Raw genomic sequence first — 18610 nt, 5'->3', positions numbered from 1 at the left:
TTAACAATGAGTGGCGACTTCCTCGCTCTGGCGCAGCCAGGCGTGCAACAACTTTCGCCTTACGTTCCGGGCAAGCCCGTGGACGAACTGGCTCGCGAGCTGGATCTTGATCCGGCAAAAATCGTCAAGTTGGCGAGCAACGAAAATCCGCTGGGCGCCAGTCCCAAGGCGCTGGCGGCGATTCGCGAAGAGTTGGCCGAGCTGACCCGTTATCCGGACGGCAACGGTTTTGCATTGAAAACCCTGCTGGCAGAACAATGCCGGGTCGAGCTCAATCAAGTGACGCTGGGCAATGGTTCCAACGACATTCTTGAGCTGGTGGCGCGGGCCTATCTGGCGCCGGGCCTGAATGCGGTGTTCAGCGAGCACGCTTTCGCGGTGTATCCGATTGTCACTCAGGCGGTCGGCGCCGAGGCGCGAGTGATTCCAGCCAAAAACTGGGGTCATGACCTGCCGGCCATGCTGGAGGCTATCGACGGCAACACCCGCGTGGTCTTCATCGCCAACCCGAACAACCCGACCGGGACCTGGTTCAGCGCCGAAGCGCTGGATGAATTCCTGCAGGACGTGCCTGAGCGCGTGCTGGTGGTACTGGACGAGGCTTACATCGAGTACGCCGAAGGCAGTGATCTTCCGGATGGTCTGGATTTCCTCGCGGCCTATCCGAACCTGCTGGTTTCCCGGACCTTCTCCAAGGCCTATGGCCTGGCGGCGCTACGCGTTGGTTACGGCTTGTCCACGGCGGTGGTGGCCGATGTGCTGAACCGCGTGCGCCAGCCATTCAACGTCAACAGCCTGGCCCTTGCGGCGGCTTGCGCGGCGCTGAAGGATGAAGAGTACCTGGCGCAAAGTCGTCGGCTGAACGAGTCGGGCATGCAGCAGTTGGAAGCGGGTTTGCGTGAGTTGGGGCTGAGCTGGATCGAGTCCAAAGGCAACTTCATTTGCGTGGACCTGGGGCAAGTGGCTGCGCCGGTTTTCCAGGGCTTGCTCCGTGAGGGCGTGATCGTGCGTCCGGTGGCCAACTACGGCATGCCGAATCATCTGCGCGTCACTGTGGGCCTGCCGGCTGAAAACAGCCGCTTCCTTGAGGCGCTGACCAAGGTTCTGGCTCGTGGTTGATGTCATTGCCGTGCAACCTGTCGTGCCTATGATTGATCGCCTGGTGGTGGTGGGTCTGGGGCTGATCGGCGGTTCGTTTGCCAAGGGGCTGCGCGAGAGCGGGCTGTGCCGTGAGGTGGTGGGTGTCGATCTCGATCCTCAATCGCGCAAGCTCGCGGTAGAGCTGGGCGTTGTGGATCGCTGTGAAGACGACCTCGCCCGCGCGTGCCTTGGTGCGGATGTCATTCAGTTGGCCGTACCGATCCTGGCCATGGAAAAACTCCTGGCGCTGTTGGCGGGCATGGAGCTGGGTTCTGCGATTCTGACCGATGTCGGCAGCGCGAAAGGCAATGTTGTGCGCGCCGCGACCGACGCCTTTGGTGGTATGCCGGCGCGCTTTGTGCCGGGGCACCCGATCGCGGGTTCCGAGCAGAGTGGGGTAGAGGCTTCCAATGCCCAACTGTTCCGTCGGCACAAGGTGATCCTGACGCCACTTGAGCAAACCGATCCTGCCGCGCTGGCGGTGGTCGACCGGCTCTGGCGCGAGCTGGGTGCCGATGTCGAGCATATGCAGGTCGAGCGTCATGATGAAGTGCTGGCGGCCACCAGCCACTTGCCGCACTTGCTGGCGTTCGGTTTGGTTGATTCGTTGGCCAAACGCAATGAAAACCTTGATATCTTCCGTTACGCTGCGGGCGGTTTCCGCGATTTCACAAGAATCGCCGGTAGCGACCCGGTCATGTGGCACGACATCTTTCTCGCCAACCGCGACGCTGTCCTGCGCACACTCGATACATTTCGCAGCGACCTCGACGCCTTGCGCGACGCGGTCGATGCAGGGGATGGGCACCAACTGTTGGGCGTGTTCACTCGCGCCCGGGTTGCCCGCGAGCATTTCAGTAAAATCCTGGCCCGTCGGGCCTATGTGGACGCTATGAACTCCAACGATCTGATTTTCCTGGCAAATCCTGGTGGCCGCCTGAGTGGGCGGATTCGTGTACCGGGTGACAAGTCGATTTCCCACCGTTCGATCATGCTCGGTTCTCTCGCTGAAGGCGTCACCGAAGTCGAAGGCTTCCTGGAGGGCGAAGACGCCCTGGCGACCTTGCAGGCATTCCGCGACATGGGCGTGGTGATCGAAGGTCCGCACCATGGTCGCGTGACCATCCACGGTGTTGGCCTGCATGGCCTTAAACCTGCGCCTGGCCCGATCTATCTGGGCAACTCGGGTACGTCGATGCGTCTGCTGTCTGGCCTTCTGGCTGCGCAGAGCTTCGACAGCACACTGACCGGCGATGCATCGTTGTCCAAGCGTCCGATGAATCGTGTGGCCAACCCGCTGCGCGAAATGGGGGCGGTGATCGAGACCGCTGCTGAAGGTCGTCCGCCGATGACCATTCGTGGTGGCAACACACTCAAGGGTTTGACTTACACCATGCCAATGGCCAGTGCTCAGGTTAAGTCCTGCCTGCTGCTGGCGGGGCTGTACGCTGATGGCAAAACCACCGTCACCGAGCCGGCGCCGACCCGTGACCATACCGAGCGCATGCTGCGCGGTTTCGGTTACCCGGTAACCGTTGATGGCGCAACAGCATCGGTCGAGTCTGGCCACAAGCTCAGCGCCACCCACATCGAAGTGCCGGGCGATATTTCTTCGTCGGCGTTCTTCCTGGTGGCGGCATCGATTGCCGAGGGTTCGGAGTTGGTGCTTGAACATGTCGGTATCAACCCGACCCGTACCGGTGTCATCGATATTCTGCGTCTGATGGGCGCTGACATCACCCTGGAAAACCAGCGTGAAGTCGGCGGCGAGCCGGTGGCTGATTTGCGCGTGCGAGCGGCTAAGCTTAAAGGTATCGAGATCCCGGAAGCGCTGGTTCCGCTGGCAATCGACGAATTCCCGGTACTGTTCGTGGCGGCTGCCTGCGCTGAAGGGCGGACCATTCTGCGTGGCGCCGAAGAGTTGCGGGTCAAGGAGTCGGATCGTATCCAGGTGATGGCCGATGGTTTGCTGGCGTTGGGCGTCAAGTGTGAGCCGACCCCGGATGGCATCATCATCGACGGCGGCCAGATCGGCGGCGGTGAAGTCCATGGTCACGGTGATCACCGTATCGCGATGGCGTTCAGCGTTGCGTCACTGCGCGCCAGTGCGCCGATTCGCATTCATGACTGCGCCAACGTTGCGACGTCTTTCCCGAACTTTCTCGCGTTGTGCGCGCAAGTCGGTATCCGAGTTGCTCAAGAGGCTCAGTCGTGAACAACATTGCACCTGTCATCACCATCGATGGGCCCTAGCGGTTCAGGTAAGGGCACCATCGCCGGGATGCTTGCCAAGCGTCTGAACTGGAACCTGCTGGACTCCGGTGCGCTGTACCGTTTGCTGGCGTTTGCGGCGCGCAATCATGGTGTTGATCTGACCAATGAAGAATTGCTGAAGAAACTTGCCGCTCATCTGGATGTGCAATTCATTGCGGCGACGGACGGCCAGTTACAGCGAATCATTCTGGAGGGGGACGAGGTCAGCGATGACATCCGCACCGAAAGTGCCGGGGCCGGAGCTTCCCAGGTTGCTGCGCTGCCCGCTGTCCGAGAGGCGCTGCTTCAGCGCCAGCGGGCTTTTCAGGAAGCGCCGGGGCTGGTGGCCGATGGTCGCGACATGGGTACAGTGGTGTTTCCCGATGCACCGTTGAAGATTTTTCTGACCGCCAGTGCCGAGGAGCGGGCGCGCCGTCGTTATTTGCAGTTGAAGGGCAAAGTCGAGGGTGTTAGTCTGTCGAGTCTGCTAGATGAGATCCGTGTACGCGATGAGCGTGACACCCAGCGAGCGGTAGCCCCGCTCAAGCCTGCGGTTGACGCCATACAGCTGGATTCCACGGAGTTGTCCATCGATCAGGTGCTGGAACGCATCATGAGCGAGATCGCCATTCGCGATATCGCCGGGTGACCAAGAAATACTGCAGGGGACCAGTCATAGTCCTGCGGTCGTTCTTTTATATAAACGTAACCCACACCGTCTGGGGTGTGGCAGATGGGCGTTTTCTTCGCCCTTATCAACAGGAATTAAAATGAGCGAAAGCTTTGCGGAACTCTTTGAAGAAAGCCTAAAAACCCTGAACCTTCAGGCAGGCTCCATCATCACCGGTGTTATCGTTGATATCGATTACCAAGCTCGCTGGGTAACCGTTCACGCTGGCCTGAAGTCTGAAGCACTCATCCCGCTTGAGCAGTTCTACAACGACGCTGGCGAACTGAACATCAATGTCGGTGACGAAGTTCACGTGGCGCTGGATTCGGTTGAAGACGGCTTTGGTGAAACCAAGCTGTCCCGTGAAAAAGCCAAGCGCGCTGAATGCTGGATCGTTCTGGAAGCAGCCTTCGCAGCCGAAGAAGTGGTCAAGGGCGTTATCAACGGTAAGGTTAAAGGCGGCTTCACTGTCGACGTTAACGGCATCCGTGCGTTCCTGCCTGGTTCTCTGGTTGACGTTCGTCCTGTGCGCGACACCACGCACCTGGAAGGCAAAGAGCTGGAATTCAAGGTCATCAAACTCGACCAGAAACGCAACAACGTTGTCGTTTCCCGTCGTAGCGTCCTCGAAGCCGAGAACTCCGCTGAGCGTGAAGCTCTGCTGGAATCCCTGCAGGAAGGTCAACAAGTCAAAGGTATCGTCAAAAACCTCACCGATTACGGCGCATTCGTCGATCTGGGTGGCGTCGATGGCCTGCTGCACATTACCGACATGGCTTGGAAGCGTATCAAGCATCCTTCCGAAATCGTCAACGTTGGCGACGAGATCGATGTCAAGGTTCTGAAGTACGATCGCGAGCGCAATCGTGTTTCCCTGGGCCTCAAGCAACTGGGCGAAGATCCATGGGTTGCTATCAAAGCCCGTTACCCAGAAAGCACTCGCGTTACCGCACGTGTAACCAACCTGACCGACTACGGCTGCTTCGCTGAGCTGGAAGAAGGCGTTGAAGGTCTGGTACACGTTTCTGAAATGGACTGGACCAACAAGAACATCCACCCTTCGAAAGTCGTACAAGTCGGCGACGAAGTGGAAGTTATGGTTCTGGACATCGACGAAGAGCGTCGTCGTATCTCCCTGGGTATCAAGCAGTGCAAATCTAACCCATGGGAAGATTTCTCTGGCCAGTTCAACAAGGGCGATAAAATCTCCGGCACCATCAAGTCGATCACCGATTTCGGTATCTTCATTGGTCTGGACGGCGGCATCGACGGTCTGGTTCACCTGTCCGACATCTCCTGGAACGAAGTGGGCGAAGAAGCCGTACGTCGCTTCAAGAAGGGCGACGAGCTGGACACCGTTATCCTGTCGGTTGACCCAGAGCGCGAGCGCATCTCCCTGGGTATCAAGCAGCTGGAAAGCGATCCGTTCTCCGAGTACGTTCAAGAGAACGACAAAGGCGCAATCGTTAAAGGCACTGTGAAAGAAGTTGACGCCAAAGGCGCCATCATCGTTCTGGCCGACGATATCGAAGCGACTCTGAAAGCCTCCGAAATCAGCCGTGACCGCGTTGAAGACGCGCGCAACGTTCTGAAAGAAGGCCAGGAAGTAGAAGCCAAGATCATCAGCGTTGATCGCAAGAGCCGCGTAATCCAACTCTCCATCAAGTCGAAAGATGATGCTGAAGAGAAAGAAGCCATCCAGAGCCTGAAATCGGCTCCAGAAGGCGAAGCGGCAGCTGACACCACCATGGCGGCACTGCTGCGCCAGGCAATGGCCAAACAGAACTAAGTTCTGTCTGATCATGAAAAAGGGCGACTTCGGTCGCCCTTTTTTGTGCCTGCGATTTGGTGATGTTACTGGCCGCAGGGGCTGGCGCAGTGAAACCAATAGTCCTGATAGAGTGTCTGTCCTAAGGGGGGATAAATGGTCAATTCACGGCTAGGCTACGGCTACAGTGAGTTATTGGAAAAACAGGCATAAGGATGGTGATGAGCAAGCTTATCGTGGCATTGGCAGTACTGGTGTTGGCTGGTTGTACGACCAACAGCAAAACCCATGTGGTGCGCGGAGTGAGCGGCGTAGAGATTGACTGTTCGGGGCTTGGTTCAGGTTGGGAGAAATGCTATGAGCGTGCTGCACGTGAATGCAAGCCGCTAGGTTACAAGGTGGTGGTGAAATCCAGCGATGTAAAAGACGATGAGGGTGAGTATCCGTTTGGCTGGAATCCTGCTGGTTACCTGACACGAACCATGCTGGTCGTGTGTCGGTAGCGTTTTGGGTGCGCCGTTTTGGGGCGTCTTCCTGCGCAGCGTATAGCCTCTTTTATGACGCTAATGTGTCTGCAACAGTAAGTCATTGTGTGGGCTGTTCAAATTTCGTCAGGCATGCTAAAACCTTTGAAGCGCTTATCTAGCTGCTTGAAAAAGAAGGGAAAAATATGACGAAGTCGGAGTTGATCGAACGAATTGTCACCCATCAAGGGCTGCTCTCATCCAAGGATGTGGAGTTGGCCATCAAGACCATGCTTGAACAAATGTCCCAATGCCTGGCCACGGGGGATCGTATAGAGATCCGTGGTTTCGGCAGCTTCTCACTGCATTACCGTGCACCGCGCGTCGGCCGGAATCCAAAAACCGGCCAATCTGTCAGTCTCGATGGTAAATTTGTACCTCACTTCAAACCTGGTAAAGAGTTGAGGGATCGGGTGAATGAAGATGAGGAAGATGATGTTTGACTTGTGGAGTTGCGGGAGGTGCTGTGCATAGGTTTAAGCGGGTGCTGCTTGTATTGATAGCTTTATTAGTTGTCGGCGGAGTTGTGATTTTCATGCTTGAAAATCAGCAGCTTGTAGCTTTATCATTTTTAGGCTGGTCTACGCCGAGTATCTCCGTGTCTTTGTGTGTTGTTCTTGCATTTTTATTGGGTTTGATTGTTGCTCCACTAATTTTGAGTATTGTATTTCGTAGAGGTGTATCTAAAGTCAATCTGTTTTCTAGGCTTTAATATGTCTATTTTTAATGACTGTTGAGAGGCACTTTGATAGCACTACCCTTAACTGTTGCGTAGGGTGTTTGTTTTAGTGCTCCTGTCTTGGTTTTTTGCCCGTACACCTTTAAAGTGTGTTTTGTGTGTGGTAGTAGGGGCGTTTGGCGATTCAAGAACTGAAGGATTGTTACTGTATGCAGAATCAGCATGTGGCGGCTAAAGATTCAGATGATTTTGATTTACTCGAGATTTTTCGTGGCGTATGGCTGCATAAATGGTTGTTCCTGATAGCAACGGGAGCGGTCACCTTGCTCTCGGTGGCCTATGCATATTTGGCTGTCCCTCTCTATGAGGCGCGAGCCTACATCGTACCGCCCACTCAGAACGATATTACAAATTTTAACTATGGACGTACTAAAGAGTCCGAGCTCGCACCGTATTTGGTTAAAGACGTCTATGCAGTATTTGTACGGAACTTGCAGTCTGAGTCTTTGAGGCGAAGCTTCTTTAGAGATGTGTATTTGCCATCATTGGGTGAGTTGGAGAGCAAGAGTTCGCAAGATGTTCTCTACCGGAATTTTTCGGCTGCTCTTGTGGTGGGGATGCCGGGAAAAGATGTTCCTGATAGGTATTCGATTGTCGTGCAGGGTGTGAATCCTGTCTTGGCGGCGGATTGGGTGCGTTTGTATGTGGCTCGGGCTGGTGATTCTGCCAAGCAGGAGTTGATTAAAGATACTTCTTCAGAAGCCGAGGTTCATGCTCGAAGCGTTGAGCAGCAGATTTCTTCTCTTCGTGAGCGTGCGTTAAAAAATCGTGAGGATGCAATTTTTCAGCTTCAGGAAGCCTTGAATGTTGCTGGCCAAATTGGCCTGGAAAAACAACTGATTGTGTCTGGAGGCGTTCCGGCAGATGTGTCGGGTGCAGTGGATGGTCGTTTAATCTACTTGCGTGGCACGAAGGCTTTGGAGGCCGAAGTAGAAAGCCTGAAGGCTCGTGATTCAGATGATCCCTTTATCAGTGGGTTGCGTCTGTTGCAGAGTAAATACAGTTTCTATAACAGTCTGAAAGTAAAACCGGAGGGGGTTTCTGTCTACCGGTTGGATGGTGCGATAGAAACGCCGGACAGTCCGATAAAACCAAGAAAGGCTCTGATTATTTTTGGAGGGCTGATTTTTGGTATGGGCTTGGGGGTTCTACTTGCCCTTGGGCGCTATTTTTATCTTGCGAAGAGAAGCCAGGCTTCTATTAATTGATGGTTTGATGTGTGATTTTTAGCGGATGGCTCGGTGCCACCCTTGGTAAGAGGGTGGATAGAAAATTTTCATTCTTAAGCTAACGCTTCGGGCTTTGATTGAATGACCGGCAACATCGCGGGGCTTCGGAGCGGCTCCGCATTCTCTCTCTATGAGATCATGGAACGCTGCGTCGCCTCTCAGATGTGGCTGAAGTGGCCAAGTGTAAATCTAAGGCACCCTTGTGACGGGGTTCTACATGTAATCAGGGCTCCTTCTAATCAACGCCGCCCATTGAGGTGTTCATCTGGCCCCTGCGCAAACCAGTACCTCTTTAGTTCTGCCTCTCCTGACAGTTCTGCACTGTCGCTCTTCGAGTTCTGGGTTTCTGTCCGTTCTGCATCTCTTTTTGTCAAGAGTAGGTCTTATGGCGTGTGCTTATAATAAAGAGGCCACAGTTATAGTTGTGCCCTCAAATTGAGTCGGGCCTCAGATCGTGGTTAACTCTGTTCGCCGCATATCTTGACAGCTCTCCCGGATTTGTCTCCTCTGTGGGTGGGAATGCTCTGAGCGTTACGGGAGCGGTGCTTGTGGTTTCCGTATTATGTTGTATTCGCCGTATAATCAGCGATCTGATAGTTTGTGTTGTGCAAGCCACATCAGCATGCGGCAAGGATGTGATGTGTTCTTCCGACATGCGGCAGTGAGCGCGGCGTGCCCAGAGAGCACCAGGGTGTAGATTTACAGGCTGTCTGGTCCGCCAAAGGGGAGGCACTACGTGCAGGTAAATGCTGGTAAATCCCAGGTTGTGAGCGAACGGTCATGCACTGCTACGGCTGTGGAACCCTCATTGAAGTGGGTGATAGTGTTTGTGACGAGCTGTTTGGGGGTTGAGGCGATTTTTGTCCAGTCTGGTGAGGATGTGTCGTGTTGCTAGTGAATCTGCCCCATTGTATGCAGAAAGCCACACTGCCCCTACCTGTATTGGTTCGATTACAGGTCGTGCCAGGGAGGAGTGGGGATTTCTTGCTCCCTGCCTTCAGGGCGCTGATCATTGAGCGTGAGGTAGTATCGCTTTGAGTGAAGCCTTAAGCATGCATTTGCGTATCAATATCAGTAAGGCATTTATTCAGTGAGACTGGTTGAGCAGAGTAAGCGATCGATCTGGCATGCAGGTTTTTCGCGGTCGGGTTGCGAGCCTTGCCAACCCTCCCCGAGGGAGCGCTACTCCGAAGCGATTTAAATTATGGACGACCTTGTAGAAGGTTCATAGTTTGGGTTTTTTAAATGGCCCAATGAAATTATTCGATATTATTAGCATGTTTGGAAGAATGAAATGCCAATAGAGTTCCTGGATTTGAACGATAAAAAAATAGCCGTTATTGGCCTTGGTTATGTCGGGTTGCCTCTGGCTGTTGAGTTCGGTAGAAAACGTGCGGTTGTTGGATTTGATATTAATGCCAAACGAATTGTTGAACTTCAAGGTGGTCATGATGCGACGCTTGAAGTTGATGCAGATGAGTTGGCTGCAGCAGGAAACTTGACGTTCAGCAATCAAGTTGAAGATATCGCAGAGTGTGAAATTTATATTGTTACAGTTCCTACTCCAGTAGATGCTGCGAATCATCCGGATTTTACACCGCTAGTGATGGCGAGTCGAACGGTAAGTAAAATTCTTAAGTCTGGGGACGTCGTAATATACGAATCTACTGTCTACCCGGGTGCAACTGAAGAGATTTGTGTTCCGGTACTTGAACAAGGCTCAGGCCTGAAATTCAATGTTGATTTCTTTTGTGGTTATAGCCCGGAGCGAATCAATCCGGGTGATAAAGAGCACCGCCTTCCGAGTATTAAGAAGGTAACCAGCGGAAGTACGCCGAGCGTTGCGATAGCAGTTGATCAATTATATGCTCAGATAATAACCGCTGGCACCCATATGGCCAGTAGTATCAAGGTTGCAGAAGCGGCCAAGGTCATAGAAAACACGCAAAGAGACGTTAACATTGCTTTGATGAATGAACTTAGTCTGATCTTTAACAAGCTTGGTATTGATACGCTTGAAGTGCTTCAGGCGGCCGGGACTAAGTGGAATTTTCTTCCTTTCCGTCCAGGGTTAGTAGGTGGGCATTGCATTGGGGTCGATCCGTACTATTTGACGCATAAAGCGCAGCAGGTAGGTTACTACCCGGAAGTTATATTGGCAGGGCGTCGTATTAATGACAGCATGCCTGCTTATGTAGCGGATCAGCTTGTGAAGTTGATGCTGAGGAAAAATATATCCGTTCTGGGCAGTAATGTATTGGTCCTCGGTCTGACATTTAAAGAAAATTGCCCTGATATTCGTAATACCAAGGTCGTCGATATCATTATGGAGCTTCAGAGTTACAATACGAATGTTGATATTTATGATCCTTGGATAAATGTGGCTGAGGCCAAGTCCGAGTATGGTTTGGAGTGCTTGGATAGTCTTCCGGCTAAAGGGCACTATGACGCTATCGTGCTTGCGGTAGGGCATGCGCAGTTTGTAGCGCTCGGTGAAGAAGGGCTAAAGTCTTTCGGGCGATCTGGGGCGGTTGTTTATGATGTCAAAGGTATTTTGCCTCTTGGTGCAGCCGACGGCCGGCTATGAATGGAGTAGTTATGACTGCTTATCAAAAGCTGCAAAATGATCTGCTACAAAATTCGCGTACTTGGTTAGTAACCGGTGTCGCGGGTTTTATTGGAAGCAATCTGTTAGAAACACTGCTGAAGTTAAATCAGAAAGTGGTAGGGCTGGATAATTTTTCAACAGGCTTTCAGAGTAACCTGGATGAAGTCCGTGGCTTGGTTACCGCCGAGCAGTGGGGCTGCTTTGAATTTGTCGAGGGTGACATTCGGGTGCTTGCAGATTGCGAGCGCGCCTGTAAGGGCGTTGATTACGTATTGCATCAAGCCGCTCTAGGCAGTGTTCCGCGTAGCTTGCAGGACCCGATCACTACCAATGCCTCGAACATTGATGGTTTTCTTAACATGCTAGTTGCTGCTCGTGACGCGAATGTCAAAAGTTTTACGTATGCAGCAAGTAGCAGCACTTATGGAGATCATCCGGCGCTGCCAAAAGTTGAACATACGATTGGTAAGCCCTTAAGTCCGTATGCCGTTACGAAGTATGTCAACGAACTCTATGCCGATGTTTTTTCGCGCTGTTATGATTTCAACTCTATCGGATTGCGTTACTTCAACGTTTTTGGCCCGCGTCAAAATCCAGGAGGTGCCTATGCTGCGGTTATTCCAAAATGGGTATTGTCGTTGCTTGAGGGGGAGCCGGTTTATATAAATGGTGATGGTGAAACCAGCCGTGACTTCTGCTTTATAAAGAATACAGTGCAAGCCAATCTTCTAGCCGCGACCACTCAAAATACGACTGCTAAAAACCAGATTTATAATGTGGCTGTAAGCGGTAGAACGACACTGAATGCTCTGTTTGCATTGCTTCGTAAAAACTTGATCCAGTTTGGTGTGTTGGAAAGTTCGGAGCCCGTCTACAGGGAATTTCGTGCGGGTGATGTGCGTCATAGTCAAGCTGATATTAGTAAGGCGCAGAGTCTCTTGGGCTATGAGCCGACTCATGATTTGGCCAAGGGCGTGGAAGAAACGGTGCAATGGTATGCAGACTTGAAGCGGGTATGACCCTCTTTTCATGTGTTGGGTAATTACCCAATTCGGAGTCGCGTTTTGTGTGGCGCGCGACTCTGCTAGCCGTTGCTGATAGAGGTTTAATTTGTTTAATAACGTAAAGAAACTATTACTCGGCAACGGTTTGGCGCAGGCTATTCAGTTTGGGTCGATTGTATTTTTATCTCGAATCTACTACCCGGCTGACTTTGCATTACTGACGCAAGCTCAGTCAATCGCAACAATATTAGCGGTCATTGCTACTCTACAGATGCATTTGTCTATTCCGCTGACGAAGGGAGTGGATGAAGCGCGCAATACTGCTCGAATAGTTGAGTCGTTAAGTTTTTTTCTTTTCTTGGTGACGTTTCCCATCGCTATTTATTTTGGGAAGATATACATCTTTGCGTTTGTTCTGACGCTCGCGGTAGCAGTATCCAATACATGCAATAGCTACCTTGTGTTTAGCGGAGATTTCGGGCGTTTGTCTGGCTTCTACATCAAGAGAGCCCTATTGATTGTTGGGGTTCAATTCGGATGTGCTGCTCTATCGGTCCAGGATGGACTGCTATGGGGGGCGGTTATTGGTGAAGCGGCAACGGCACTTTATCTACGTAAGGCAACATTTGGATTTTCGAAAATTCATTTGGGCCTACGAGCCATTTGGGAAACTACGCTGCGGCTACGATCGTTTTCTTTTTATGGAACGACACAGGAGTTGACGTCTGTCGCTGCTTTTTATGCGCCCTTGATTTTATTTACGTCAACATTGGGTGCTGACATCGGTGGGCAGTACGCGATGGTGAATCGATTGGTTTGGGGGCCTACGATCCTTCTCACAAGCAGTATTGCCCAGGTTCTCTATCACCAGTTTGGTAAGGTTCCTCCACGTCGCGGCGATAGTCATTCCCTGAGTTATCTATTTTTAGATAGAAAGATATTTCTGGCTGCAATTCTGGGGTGCTTGATTGCCTTTCAGCTTGAGGATCTTTACTTGTTTGTTTTGGGCGGGCAGTGGGGCTTGGCCAGTAAAATGTTACCGTGGGGGATGACGTGGGGAGCTGTATTTCTGATGTCTATTCCTTTTCGAGTAGCGTGTCGAGTGCTTCACTTGCAAAAATACCAGTTGTTCGTAGATGGGGTGACGCTTTCATCTATATGGTTGATGTTCACATTTTCTGGTTTTACCCCTATTGGGATGATGCAAGGACTGGTTGGAATTGCATTTATGCAAAATGCCCTGTTGGCGCTTGCTGTGTGGCTGAGCATAAGATACAAGGCGCCAGACATGGCAGGGGCGTAGTCTGATATACGCATTGGAGTTGCTTTAGGGCTTGGCCTGGGTGCCAAGCCTTTGAACTCATTAGGTAGTGTTTCAATTTGGCGATGTCGGTTTATTTTATAGGTCTTTATATTTATGAAGCTTATGGTTAAGCGATCAAGGCTAGTTGGTATAATTGGATTTCCACTATTTTTAGCATTGTGCGTGGGGTATTTTTTAGTATTTTCGCAAAATTTGGAATCTTATGATGGTGTAACGAGCTTCTTTCAGTTGGCCTTGAATGCCCATGACCATTTTATTTATATTGATGCGTTGAGGTCTATTCACGATTCTGGCTTTCAGTTCGGTTTGAATAATGATTTCGGTATTGCAGCTATTTACACGGTCTTAGGCGATTTAATGCCATTTTTAGTGGCGCCTGACTATGTGTTGATATCTTTTATTTTTAATTGTCTTGTGCTGTTCTGGTGTTACTTGTTTTACGCATCTGTGTCTGATCGTTATGGTTTGGGGGTGCTGGGTAAGTTGTCTTTTTTTGCCAATACGTATTTTTTGTATTTTGCACAGCTTATAAACAAAGATATGTTGACGGTCTGTGTTTTGCTGCTTGCAGTCTACAGCGCTCTAAACAAGAGGCTTTTATTGCTCGTGCTGCTATTACCATTAATGGGGTTGATACGATTACAGTTGTTGGTATTTATCCCGATTTTTGTGTTTCTAATGCTTGTCAGGCGACCTTTTGCCTGGATGATATTGGCATATCTAGGGACTTCTTTACTCGCTGGTATACTGACGGTTATTGCACCTGTTATCGGGGAAGAGAGCCTTGGAGAGGGGTTCAGTGCATTTGTTGTGAACTTTAATCAGAACTACTATGTTGGCTATGTGCTGTTCAATCCGATTCGTTTGGTGCAGTTTGTCATGGATGCCTATAGTTCGTTTTCTTTTGTGACGGACTCTGGTGATATTGATGTTGCTAAGATTTTAAGGGTTCCGCAGTTGTTGGTGCTCTTGCTGTTGATTAAGCCTTTATTGTCGATGGGGTTTAATTATAGTTATTGGTTGCGCTCGCCAGCCAAGCCACTGGTCATTGCAGTGTTTGCATTTTTGTTGGCGTGGCTGATGAACCCAACGGTGAATGTACGGTATGTAATGCTGATTACTCCAGTGCTCGTATTGTTTGCATTGTACGCACGGAAAAATAATCCACGGATAACGCAATGAAAAAAGTTTTATATACCGGTGCTTTTCGGTTTCCCGAAGGTGATGCGGCGGCCTTTCGAGTGCAGTCAATCGCAGGGCTATTCGATAGTTTAGGGTATTCTGTTTCCTTTGCCGGTTGGGAAAGTTCTGCGGCGGGTGCAGAGTATAACTATCGTGGTTACAGATGCTATCCGCAGTCCGAGTTTCGAGAAAGAAAACTGGGCGCAGTCAACCGTCTGCTTGGTTTTCTCTTTCGAGGAGCCAACACGTTGCGATGGTTAAAATCCAATAGAGGGTTTGATGTTGTAGTTGCATACAATCCTCCAGCCCTCTTTGCGTTAATGCTTCAGTTTTTGGCGTGGAAGAGAAAGTTCACGCTTATATTGGACAGTACTGAATGGTACGAGAGTGCTCACTTGCCGGGAGGGCGCTACGGTATTGCGGCGGTGGAAAATTGGGTGCGTATGCGCCTTGTTTATCCTCGTTTCAAAAATATAATTTGTATTAGTGCTTTTCTAGAGAATTATTTTTCTACAAACAATGTTGTTCGAGTTCCGCCTTTGGTGTCCTGGCCTATCGAAGCGGTTTCAAGAGATCCTTTGAGGTCGTGCATTAAGTGCATTTATGCCGGTGAGGCGGGCAAAAAGGATCAGGTTCTGGACTTTGTACGCGCGCTGCCCAACATTTCTAAGAAGTTGAACTGCAGAGTTATATTCACGTTGCTGGGGCAGGATTGGGAGTCTCTGAGATCGCTTATTGAGGAGCAAGGCCTGGTGGCGCAGGAGTACGCACCATTTGTGCGCTGTTTGGGGCGTGTCAGTCGTGAAAGGGTAGCTGCCGAATACAAGGCCAGCCATTTTTCGATTTTGCTACGCGAGGACAGTCGATACGCCCATGCAGGCTTTCCGACCAAGGCGATGGAAAGTTGGTCGCACGGTTGCCCTATCATCTGCAACAACGTAGGCGATCTGGGTAGACTGGCCGTCGAGTTTGAGAATGCGATAGTCGTCGACAAAAAAACGATCGAGAGCCAACTCATCAAAGCGTTCCAGCATATAATTGGCGCGGATCTTTGGCCTGGCATGTCCGATCATAGTATCGGCAAGGCGCGGCAGTGCTTTGAGTCTTCAGTCTACCAGCCGTCGTTCGGAGCGTTTCTTGAGCGCGCTGATGACAAATTTCGTTAAAGTAACGGTAATTTTATGAATGTTGGCGTTTCAAGCGTGATCGTAAACACTTCAAGCACAGAGGTGCGTCGACCAGTCGTCGCCATTGACGCATCGCGCAATCGCTCAGGAGGAGCCAAGGCTCATCTCTTGGGTATTCTTGCAGCGGTGGATCCTCGAGATCATGGCATCGACTCAATTCACGTTTGGTCCTATAAGTCGCTTTTGGATGCGCTTCCTGACTATCCGTGGCTCGTCAAGCACAATCCCCCCGAGCTTGAGCAGTCGTTGCTACGCCAGCTGTGGTGGCAGTTTTTTCGTCTCCCAGAGGAAATCAAGGCCAGCGGTTGCGATGTGCTTCTGACCACGGATGCAGGTTCGATTTGCCCTTTTTCTCCTGCGATCTCAATGAGTCGTGACATGCTTTCATTTGAGCGCGGCGAGATGGAGAGGTATGGCTTTTCGCTGGCACGGTTGCGCTTGCTGCTTTTACGGTATGTGCAAGTTAGTTCCTTGCGGAGGGCTAGCGGTGCGTTGTTTTTGACCAAATACGCTTCCGACGTCATTCAGAGTTTTACCGGTGCACTTTCGAACGTTCGGATCATCCCCCATGGTCTGAGTGAAAAATTCAGGCATGCTCCCTTGACATCGGATGGTGTTGAAGACCGTGAGATTCGTTGCGTTTATATTTCCAATGCCGATTTGTATAAGCATCAATGGCACGTAGTCAAGGCCATCAAACAGTTGCGTGATGCGGGTCAATCACTCTCATTGCATTTGGTTGGCGGTGGTGCAGGGCGTGCGAAAGCACTGCTTGATAGTGCGATAGAAGAGACGGATCCGACGGGGCAGTTCGTCGAGGTGGTTGATGCTGTTGCGCATAGTGAAATTCCTGCCTACCTCGCCAAAGCCGATATTTTTATTTTTGCATCAAGTTGCGAAAATATGCCGAATACTCTAGTCGAAGCAATGGCTAGCGGATTACCAATTGCGTGCTCGAACAGAGGGCCGATGCCTGAAATTCTTCAAGACGCGGGTGTCTACTTTGATCCCGAAGACTCTGAATCAGTAGCCCGAGCGGTGCTTCAGTTGTTGCAGAGCGAAACATATCGTAAGCAATTGGCGAATAAGGCTTATACGCTTGCGGGCCAATATTCATGGACCCGTTGCGCTGAGGAGACTTGGTTGTATCTGACAGATACCTGGTCTAATCAGTTAGCAAGAAATACTAATTAATAATGAATTCAAGCTTTTTGATTTTCTATTGAGTCGATAAAGAATGAGCTATCAGATCTGTAAGAACTGCATCATGGATACAAGTGATAAGAATATCACTTTCGATGATCGAGGTTGGTGCGAGTACTGTAATAACTTTCATGATGTTATTGCACCAAGTTGGCATACTGATGGTGTGGGCGAAGCCGAACTCATGCGCTTGGCTAGCAAGATCAAGAAGGAAGGTCGTGGTAAGGATTTCGATTGCGTTATCGGCTTGAGTGGCGGGCTGGATAGCTCTTATCTCGCCTATGTTGCTAAAGAAAAGATGGGACTGCGTCCTCTGCTTTTTCATGTGGATGCAGGCTGGAACACCGACCAGGCCGTGGGCAACATCGAGAAATTGGTCGATGGCTTAGGGTTGGATCTTTATACTGAGGTTATCAACTGGGAGGAGATGAAAAACCTTCAGGTTGCTTTCCTCAAGGCTCAAGTTCCTGATCAGGATATACCTCAGGACACGGCGTTCTTTTCTGGTCTGTATACGTTCGCTAAAGCACATAAGATTAAATATGTTCTGACAGGGGCGAACTACTCTACGGAATGCTGTAAGGAACCGGAGCAGTGGGGTGCTTACCCTGGTATTGATAAAACCCTTATTGGGGATATCTATAAGAAATTTGGTTCTCGGCCATTAAAAAGTTTTCCGATTGTCGATATATTGTCGTATAAAATTTACTATCGATATGTTTTGGGTATGAAGGTTATTCGCCCGCTGAATCTGATTCCTTATATAAAGCACGAGGCTGAAGATACGCTGGCAAAACTGTTTGGTTGGAAAAAATTCCAGCATAAGCATCATGAATCCAGGTTTACTCGCTTTTATGAAGATTACTGGATGCCACGCAAATTCGGCTATGAGAAGCGTAGAGCACACTTTTCAAGCATGATCATGACAGGGCAGATGACGCGAGAGGCGGCCTTGGAACGTATCGCTAATCCAGAATTGGATGAGCAATTTCTGAAGTCCGAGTTTGAGTACGTTGCTCATAAGCTTGATTTGAGCGTTCCGGAACTTCAAACCATTTTTGAAGGCGAGAACCGAACCTGTCAAGACTATAAAAACAAACGATTTTTGATCGGTATAGGCTCTCGCGTTCTCAGCGCTCTCGGTATCGAGAAAAGGCTCTTTAAATGATCAAGATTGTTGATTATGGTCTTGGAAATATCCAGGCATTTGTCAATGTTTACAGACGCCTTCATATTCCGGTTGAAGTAGCCAAGTGCGCAGAAGATCTTGTGGGCGCCAGTAAAATTATCTTGCCGGGCGTCGGTGCATTTGACCATGCGATGGAGCGTCTGGAGGCGTCGGGCATGCGCCCTATGCTGGATGATCTTGTGCGCAGGCAAAAGGTCCCGGTGTTGGGTATTTGTGTTGGCATGCAGATTCTTGCTGATTCCAGCGAGGAGGGCGTTTTGCCCGGTCTGGGCTGGGTTTCGGGTACCGTCCGGTCGTTTGAGTCAGTTCCGGGGCTCGAAAATCTCGCATTGCCACATATGGGTTGGAATGATGTGCAGGCGACTACTGACTCGGCGTTGTTTGCAGGGCTCGAGGAGGAGTCGCGCTTCTATTTTCTGCATTCGTTTTTCTTTGAGTGCCTGGCAGCCAGCGATGCGGCAGCCACTTCCGTGTATGGTTTGAACTTTAGTTGCGCAGTCAGGAACGATAATGTTTTTGGTGTGCAATTTCACCCCGAAAAAAGTCATCATTTCGGCGTCAGACTTCTGAAAAATTTTGCGGAACTGTGA

General features: G+C 50.6%; 14 protein-coding genes and 1 pseudogene. All 15 read left to right on the top strand.

Annotated features, from left to right (window positions below):
* Positions 1 to 6 precede the first annotated feature (6 nt).
* On the top strand, positions 7 to 1119 hold the full coding sequence (gene hisC, locus AABM54_RS17995; protein WP_347901368.1) for a histidinol-phosphate transaminase: 1113 nt from the start codon (positions 7 to 9) through the stop codon (positions 1117 to 1119).
* A 28-nt stretch (positions 1120 to 1147) separates the two neighbouring features.
* Positions 1148 to 3355 (top strand): bifunctional prephenate dehydrogenase/3-phosphoshikimate 1-carboxyvinyltransferase, encoded by a 2208-nt coding sequence (locus AABM54_RS17990; protein ID WP_347906246.1) that lies wholly within the window; start codon positions 1148 to 1150, stop codon positions 3353 to 3355.
* Positions 3352 to 4042, top strand: a pseudogene (gene cmk / locus AABM54_RS17985) ((d)CMP kinase). Before AABM54_RS17990 ends, cmk begins: the two are co-directional and overlap by 4 nt.
* A gap of 121 nt (positions 4043 to 4163) precedes the next feature.
* On the top strand, positions 4164 to 5852 hold the full coding sequence (rpsA, locus tag AABM54_RS17980; protein ID WP_347901367.1) for a 30S ribosomal protein S1: 1689 nt from the start codon (positions 4164 to 4166) through the stop codon (positions 5850 to 5852).
* A gap of 200 nt (positions 5853 to 6052) precedes the next feature.
* Positions 6053 to 6334: a hypothetical protein gene (locus AABM54_RS17975; RefSeq protein WP_347901365.1), complete on the top strand. Its 282-nt coding sequence runs from the start codon at positions 6053 to 6055 to the stop codon at positions 6332 to 6334.
* A gap of 167 nt (positions 6335 to 6501) precedes the next feature.
* Positions 6502 to 6798: an integration host factor subunit beta gene (gene ihfB / locus AABM54_RS17970; RefSeq protein WP_048731065.1), complete on the top strand. Its 297-nt coding sequence runs from the start codon at positions 6502 to 6504 to the stop codon at positions 6796 to 6798.
* Between the two features lie 445 nt (positions 6799 to 7243).
* Positions 7244 to 8302: a Wzz/FepE/Etk N-terminal domain-containing protein gene (locus tag AABM54_RS17965; protein ID WP_347901364.1), complete on the top strand. Its 1059-nt coding sequence runs from the start codon at positions 7244 to 7246 to the stop codon at positions 8300 to 8302.
* A 1315-nt stretch (positions 8303 to 9617) separates the two neighbouring features.
* Positions 9618 to 10910 (top strand): Vi polysaccharide biosynthesis UDP-N-acetylglucosamine C-6 dehydrogenase TviB, encoded by a 1293-nt coding sequence (gene tviB, locus AABM54_RS17960; RefSeq protein WP_347901362.1) that lies wholly within the window; start codon positions 9618 to 9620, stop codon positions 10908 to 10910.
* A gap of 11 nt (positions 10911 to 10921) precedes the next feature.
* Positions 10922 to 11950 (top strand): NAD-dependent epimerase/dehydratase family protein, encoded by a 1029-nt coding sequence (locus tag AABM54_RS17955; protein ID WP_347901361.1) that lies wholly within the window; start codon positions 10922 to 10924, stop codon positions 11948 to 11950.
* Positions 11951 to 12041: 91 nt separating this feature from the next.
* Entirely contained in the window at positions 12042 to 13238 is a 1197-nt protein-coding gene (locus tag AABM54_RS17950) for a hypothetical protein (RefSeq protein WP_347901359.1), read from the top strand.
* Between the two features lie 114 nt (positions 13239 to 13352).
* Complete coding sequence (locus tag AABM54_RS17945; protein WP_347901358.1) at positions 13353 to 14441, top strand: hypothetical protein; 1089 nt, start codon at positions 13353 to 13355, stop codon at positions 14439 to 14441.
* Positions 14438 to 15607, top strand: coding sequence for a glycosyltransferase (locus AABM54_RS17940; protein WP_347901356.1), 1170 nt, complete (start codon positions 14438 to 14440; stop codon positions 15605 to 15607). The genes AABM54_RS17945 and AABM54_RS17940 overlap by 4 nt, the downstream gene beginning before the upstream one ends.
* A 15-nt stretch (positions 15608 to 15622) precedes the next feature.
* Positions 15623 to 16822, top strand: coding sequence for a glycosyltransferase family 1 protein (locus tag AABM54_RS17935; RefSeq protein WP_347901354.1), 1200 nt, complete (start codon positions 15623 to 15625; stop codon positions 16820 to 16822).
* 43 nt (positions 16823 to 16865) lie between these two features.
* A complete protein-coding gene (locus AABM54_RS17930) occupies positions 16866 to 17999 on the top strand; it encodes an N-acetyl sugar amidotransferase (protein WP_347901353.1) in 1134 nt (377 codons plus the stop codon).
* Positions 17996 to 18610, top strand: a complete 615-nt coding sequence (gene hisH, locus AABM54_RS17925) for an imidazole glycerol phosphate synthase subunit HisH (protein ID WP_347901352.1) — start codon at positions 17996 to 17998, stop codon at positions 18608 to 18610. The genes AABM54_RS17930 and hisH overlap by 4 nt, the downstream gene beginning before the upstream one ends.

Source organism: Pseudomonas purpurea, assembly GCF_039908635.1.
In the GTDB taxonomy this organism is placed as follows: domain Bacteria; phylum Pseudomonadota; class Gammaproteobacteria; order Pseudomonadales; family Pseudomonadaceae; genus Aquipseudomonas; species Aquipseudomonas purpurea.
This window is presented reverse-complemented; position numbering and strand designations above follow the sequence as displayed.